Annotated in this window: 4 protein-coding genes; 3 read left to right on the top strand and 1 reads right to left on the bottom strand. The window is 70.7% G+C overall.

Annotation, left to right across the window (positions count from 1 at the left end):
• Window positions 1-364, bottom strand: a 364-nt coding sequence (locus ACE3QP_RS16815; RefSeq protein ID WP_374437643.1) for a cupin domain-containing protein, incomplete at its 3' end; no start/stop codon positions are given.
• 126 nt (window positions 365-490) lie between these two features.
• Here ACE3QP_RS16815 and ACE3QP_RS16810 point away from each other — a divergent pair.
• From ACE3QP_RS16810 to ACE3QP_RS16800, 3 genes are all read left to right on the top strand, one after another.
• Window positions 491-2,665, top strand: a complete 2,175-nt coding sequence (locus tag ACE3QP_RS16810; RefSeq protein ID WP_374437642.1) for a hypothetical protein — start codon at window positions 491-493, stop codon at window positions 2,663-2,665.
• A gap of 73 nt (window positions 2,666-2,738) precedes the next feature.
• On the top strand, window positions 2,739-5,420 hold the full coding sequence (locus ACE3QP_RS16805) for a hypothetical protein (protein WP_374437641.1): 2,682 nt from the start codon (window positions 2,739-2,741) through the stop codon (window positions 5,418-5,420).
• Window positions 5,421-5,505: 85 nt separating this feature from the next.
• A complete protein-coding gene (locus ACE3QP_RS16800) occupies window positions 5,506-6,297 on the top strand; it encodes a dimethylarginine dimethylaminohydrolase family protein (protein ID WP_374437640.1) in 792 nt (263 codons plus the stop codon).
• Window positions 6,298-6,327: the final 30 nt, after the last annotated feature.

Raw genomic sequence — 6,327 nt, 5'->3', positions numbered from 1 at the left:
GTCCTGGCAGCCCAGCGCGGGGCATGCCCAAAGCCCGACAGCCTCCCGGCACCTCGAACTCGCCCTCGAAGCCGGGCGGGATCACGGCCGCCTGGCCGGGGCCGATGTCGGTGAAGCTGCCTTCAGGCCCATGCAGGCGCACCCGGCCGCTCAGCACGAAGAAGTACTCCTGCTTGTTCGGCGCGAACTGGATGCGCCAGCGCCCCACTTCGCATTCCCACACGCCAGCACTCATCGGCCCGGCCTCGTGCTGCAGCCAGGTCTTGCGCCAGGGCGCGCCCTGCACGCGGCGGTCGGCACGCGGTTGATCGAGCGCGGGCTGTTGGCCCTGCGTGGGGCCGATGGATTGGATGGCGGGCTGCATGCGCGCTCAGCATAGGCCGCACAAAGGCTTACAGGATTTACCGCGCGTGAACCCTGCACGGCCCACCGCGCCTGAAGAATGCGCGCCGCCGCCGGCAGAGCGGCATGACAACAAACAGGGAGTGCGATGCAAAGCGAAACCACGGGCCGCCCCACGGCCCTGCAGCTGCTGGGCGGGCCCGGCGACGATGAACTGCGCGGGGGGGACGGTGATGACCGGCTCGACGGCGGCGCGGGCGATGACACGCTGTATGGCGGCAAGGGCCACAACCGCTTGATCGGCGGAGCGGGGCTGGACACGGCGGTGTTCGACGAGCCCTTTGGCGACTTCCGCATCGAGTTCAACACCAGCATCCAGCTTTGGCAGGTGCGCGGCGGCATGGGCATGGACACGCTGGAGGACATCGAGCAGCTGCGCTTCCCGGACCTGGCCATCAGCCTGGCCAGCTTTCAGGCGCAGCTGCAATCCACCCCGGGCGACGACCACTTCTATGGCTTCGAAGGGCGGCGGGTGTTCGACGGCGGGGAGGGCCTGGATACCCTGCAGTTCAGCGGCAAGCAGCAGAGCTTTCACTTGGCGCTGAGCTGGGACGAAGCGCGCGCCGGCTGGCTGCTGGGCCGCGACCCGCGTGAGCAGGTGCAGCTGATCTCGATCGAGCGCCTGCAGTTCGCCGATCGTTCGCTGACGCTGAGCCCGGCGCGCGAAGGGCGGCTGTGGATTGAGGGCACGGCCGGCGATGACCAGCTGCAAGGCCTGTGGGGTTCGGATTGGATGGTCGGTGGCGCCGGCAACGACCGCTTCTATGGGCACGGCGGCGCCGACCGCTTCGATGGCGGGCCGGGCATCGATGGTGTTGAAGGTCTGGGCGACCCTCGCGACGCCCAGCTGGTCTGGCTGGAAGAGCGGCAGCTCTGGCGCCTGGGCGAAGGGGAGTTCGCCAGCGAGCTCATCGACATCGAATGGGTCGAGTTCCCCGGCATGCGCGTGGATCTGGCGGCGCTGCGGCGTGGCGTGGGCGCGGGTGATGACGATCTCTACCTGCTGGGCCCCGGCACGCGCCTGGACGGCGGCGCGGGCGTTGATGTGGCCCATCTGCCCGGCCAGCTCCACGGGCTGGATGGCATGCCGCAGCAGCAGGCCGACGGCAGCTGGCTGCTGAGCCTGTTTGAGCGCGAAGTGCAGTTGGCGAACATCGAGTTCGTGCAGCTGAAGGACGGTCGCATCGACCTGGCCGCGACGGCGGCGAGCGGCAGGCTCTGGTTCCTTGGCGATGAACAGAGCGGCAGCTTCTGGGGCCACACCGGCGACGACTACTTGCAGGGCGGCAGCGGCGACGACGGGTTCTACGGCAGCAAGGGCGGCAACGACTGGTTCAGCGGCGGCATGGGGGACGACTGGTTCGCCCCGGACTCGGCCGAAGAGTCAAAGGGCGTGACGCATCTGCATGGGGCCGAACCCCTCGGCAGCTTGCCGCTGCTGCGCATGGGTGCGCAGCTGAGGGTGGACGGTGGTCCGGGCGAAGACACCGTGCAGTTGTCCGGGCAGCCCAGCCAGTACCGACTGGAAGCAGACGCCGAGGGCTGGCGCCTGCACAGCCCGGCCGGGCAGGCCGAGTTGCAGGGTGTGGAGTGGCTCTACCTGCAGAACCGAACGCTGCCGTTCTCTCCGGCCCTGGCCAGCGGCGAAGGCGGCGCGGGCGACGACGCCCTGGTGGCCTTCGCCGGCCTGCGCCGCTTCGAGGGCGGTGCGGGTCAGGACAGCCTGTTGATCGATGCCCTGATGCCCGGCCAGGCCATTCGCTTCGACGCGCAGACCGGCCTCTGGTGGGTCCCCAGCACCGCCGGTCTGCTGAGCCTGCGCGGCATCGAAACCCTGCTGGTCAGCTACCAACGCCTGCAGCTCGACCCGGCGGGCGGCCGTGTGGTTCAGCACCACCCCTGGCTGGCCGGCCCGCTGTTCGGCCATGCCGGCGCCGACCACCTGATCGGCGGTGCGCTGGACGACCAACTCTGGGGCGATGCCGGCGACGACTGGCTGCAGGGCGGCGCCGGCAACGACCTGCTGGTGGCCGGCGCGGGGCAGGACCTGCTGGACGGCGGCCCGGGCCTGGACCGCGCCTGGCTGCCGCATGCCCGCGCCGCCTGCCAGCTGCAATACGAGCCCGGCAGCGGCAGCTGGCTGCTGCAGCACCCGGAAGGGCAGACGCGCCTGCAAGACATCGAGAGCCTGCAGTTCGCCGACGCTCTCCTCAACCTGCAGGAGCTGGCGCTGATCGGTGTGCCCGAGATCGAAATCGGGTGACGGCCATCACAAGCCAGGCCCGGAGCACTTGAACAGAATCCGCGCCGGATCCAACAAGACTCAGGGAGCAGAGATGACGAGCAAGCTGCAAGGCACGGCGGGCGATGACACGTTGGTGGGCACCCGTGACGATGAGCACATCGACGGCGGCGCTGGCAACGACACGCTGTACGGCGGCAAGGGTCGCAACCAGCTGGTGGGCGGCGCGGGCGATGACCTGGCGCTGTTCGGCTACGGCCTCGGCACCTACCGCATCGAGCAGGACCCGGCCAGCGGGCAGTGGAAGGTCATCGGCCTGAACAGCGAGGACAGCCTGGACGGCATCGAGGCCCTGCAGTTCCGTGACTTGCGCATCGAGCTGGCCGATCTGCAGCGGCAGCTGCAGCCCAGCGACGCCGACCAGACCTTCTACGCCTACGCTGGCCGCGGTTTCATCGATGGCGGCGCGGGCAACGACCTGTTGGTGGTCGACTACGCGCTGCGCGACGAAGACCTCACCCTGCAGTGGAGCGCCGAGCAGGGTTGGAGTCTGCACAGCTTCGGTACGCCGCTGCGCCTGGCCGGCATCGAGCGCATCCAGTTCAGCAACCGCGTGGTCGACCTGAGCACGGCCGTGGATGGCCGCTTGCTGCAGCAGGGCGGTGAGGGCGACGACCAGTTGAGCGGCCATGGCGGGCGCGACCTGCTGCGCGGCGGCGCCGGCAACGACGTGCTGGAGGGGGGCGCGGGCGACGACCATCTGGACGGCGGTGCCGGCGACGACCTGGCCGTGCTTTACCAGGGCTTCGGCGCCTATCAATTCCAGTTCGAGGGCGGCCGCTGGACCCTGAGCAGCCCTTACCAGACCGTGGTGCTGGAGCAGATCGAACGGGTGAACTTTGCCGGCCAGACCCTGCTGCTGGCCGAGCTGCTGCAGGCACCGGGCGCTGGCGATGACTGCCTCTACGCCCTGGGCGGCCTGACCGATTTCGACGGCGGCGCCGGCCAGGACACGCTGGTGCTGAGCTTCAGCCTGGCCGGGATGCGCAGCCTGCTGGCGCAGCCGAACGGCGAGTGGCTGTTGCAGCTGGACGGCGGCGCCGCCCTGCAGTTGCGCGGAATCGAGACCCTGCAGTTCCGCGACGTCCGCGCCCAGCTCGGCGCGGGCGAGGGCGGGCGCCTGCTGGTGCAGGGCGGCGCCGGTGCTGATGAGCTGCGTGGCCATGCCGGTGACGATCATCTGCAGGGCGGCGCCGGGGCCGACCAGCTCTTTGGCGGCCCGGGCGGCAACGATGTGCTGGACGGCGGCGACGGCGACGACCTGCTGCAGGCCGATGCACCCGCCTGGTTGGACTGGGGCGATGTGTTCTTCGAAGACCAGATCAGCGCTCGCATCCCCATGCTGCAGGAACGCCAGCAACTGCTGCTGCGCGGTGGCGCCGGCGAAGACACCGTGCAGCTGATGCGCGGCCTGGGCAGCTACGCACTGAGCGCCGAGGCCGACGGCAGCTGGCGCCTGCAGGCCGACCACTTGGACGCGCGCCTGGAAGGCGTGGAGTGGCTGCTCATCGATGGCGAAACCCTGCCTTACTTCCTGGAGCCCAGCTCGCCGCCGCTGCGTCTGCGCCTGACCGAAGCCCTGGCGCGGGGCCAGGGTGGTGCGGGCGACGACACCCTGCTCGGCTTCAAGGGCCTGAGTCACTTCGACGGCGGCGCCGGCCAGGACCTGCTGGTGCTGCCCATCAGCCGCCAGGCGATTGAGGGCGCGCTGGTCCGCGTGGGCGAGGCCTGGCAGCTGCCGCTGGCCGAGGGCGGGCTGACGCTGCAGGGCATCGAGCGCCTGCGCCTGCAGGATGGCGAGTTCGAGATCCAGGCCGATGGCCGGCTCAAGCAGAGCCTGGCCACGGCCGGCTGGCTGGGCGGCACCCGCGCGAACGACTGGCTGCTGGGCAGCGCGGACGACGACCTCCTCATGCTCAGCCCGGGCGAGGACGAGCTGGACGGCGGGGCGGGCCAGGACATGCTCTACCTGCCCGGCCGCCTGGCGGACTATGCGACGCCGCGCTTCGACGCCGCGCGCGGTCAGTGGCTGATCGAGCATGCCGACGGTCGCAGCTGGCTGCAGAACATCGAGACCCTGAACTACGGCGGCATTCAGCTCCAGCTGGCCGATCTGAACCCGGCCCCCGGCGCCGCCCGTTCGCACTACCTGTTCAAGGACCTCGCCACGCTCCAGGGCGGCAGCGGCCTGGACACCCTGCAGCTCGACACCGCGCTGGGCCGCAGCGCCCTGCAGCTGCAGGCGCGTGAAGGCGGCGGCTGGCAGCTGCAGATCGACGGCCGCAGCGTCGCGCTGCAGGGCATCGAGCAGCTGCGCTTCAGCGATGGCCAGGTGGTGAGCCTGGACGAGCCCGCGCTGCGTCAGCCCACCCAGCACCAGGCCAGCCCAGGCGACGACCAGCTGATCGGCAATGACCTCGGCTACGCGCTCTGGGGCGACGGGGGCGACGACACGCTGGAAGGCCGCGGCGGCGACGACAGCCTCTACGGCGGCAAGGGCCAGGATGTGGCCGTGTACCGCGGCCTGCGCAGCGAGTACCGCATCGAGCCCGATGCCCAGGGGCAGTTCCGCGTGCACGACCTGGTGAGCGGCCGCGACGGCAGCGACCAGCTGTTCGACATCGAGAAGCTGCGCTTTGCCGATGGCGAGCTGGACTTGACGCAGCCACTGGCGGCGCTGGTGGGCGTGCCGCCCGCGCCCGATCTGCCCGGCTGAGCGTGCACCGGCGGCGAAGCCTGCTCGCCGCTGTGCAAGGGGGTAGCCACCCAGAATGGCCGCCTTGCTCACGAGGCTGCCCCCCATGTCCCAAACCCCCCGCCACGCCTGGGTACGCGAACCCGCCGTCACCCTGCCCGAGGCCTGTGAACTCACGCACCTGGCGCGTGAACCGATCGACTACGCCGACCTGCTCGTCGAGCACCAGGCCTACCGGCGCGCGCTGGCCCAGCTGGGCCTGCAGGTGATCGTGCTGCCGGCGCTGCCGCAGTTCCCTGACTCGGTGTTCGTGGAAGACGCCGCGCTGCTGCTGCCCGAACTGACCGTGCTGACCCGCCCCGGCGTGGCCAGCCGCCAGGCCGAGCCCGTGCACCTGCAGGCCGCCCTGGCCGCACGTGGCCTGCCCCTGCACACCTTGCAGGCCCCGGCCACGCTGGATGGCGGCGACGTGCTGCGCATTGGCAAGCGGCTGCTGGTCGGCCTTTCCACGCGCAGCAATGCCGCCGCCGTGGAGCAGCTGCGCAGCCTGCTGCAGCCCTTCGGCTACCAGGTGGACGCCGTGCCCCTGGGCCCGAGCCTGCACCTGAAGACCGCCTGCACCGCGCTCGATGACGAGACCCTGCTGATCAACCCCGAGTGGGTGGATGCCGCCGCGCTGCCGGGCTTCCGCTTCCTGCATGTGGATGCGGCCGAGCCCTTTGCCGCCAACGTGCTGCGCCTGCCGAATGCCTGGCTGGCCAATGCCGCCTACCCGCGCACCCTGGGGTGTCTGGGCCCCGAGGCCGCGCAGCGCGGCATCGCGCTGCATGCGGTGGGCATTCCCGCCTTCGGCCGCGCCGAGGCGGGGCTGACCTGTCTGAGCTTGATTGAGCCCTGACCCGGCTTGCGGAGCAAGCGGGGGCTTGGG

It is taken from the genome of Inhella sp. (assembly GCF_041912635.1).
In the GTDB taxonomy this organism is placed as follows: Bacteria; Pseudomonadota; Gammaproteobacteria; order Burkholderiales; family Burkholderiaceae_C; genus Inhella.
Note: the sequence above shows the minus strand (reverse complement) of the source record. Positions and strands in the feature narration are given on the sequence as shown.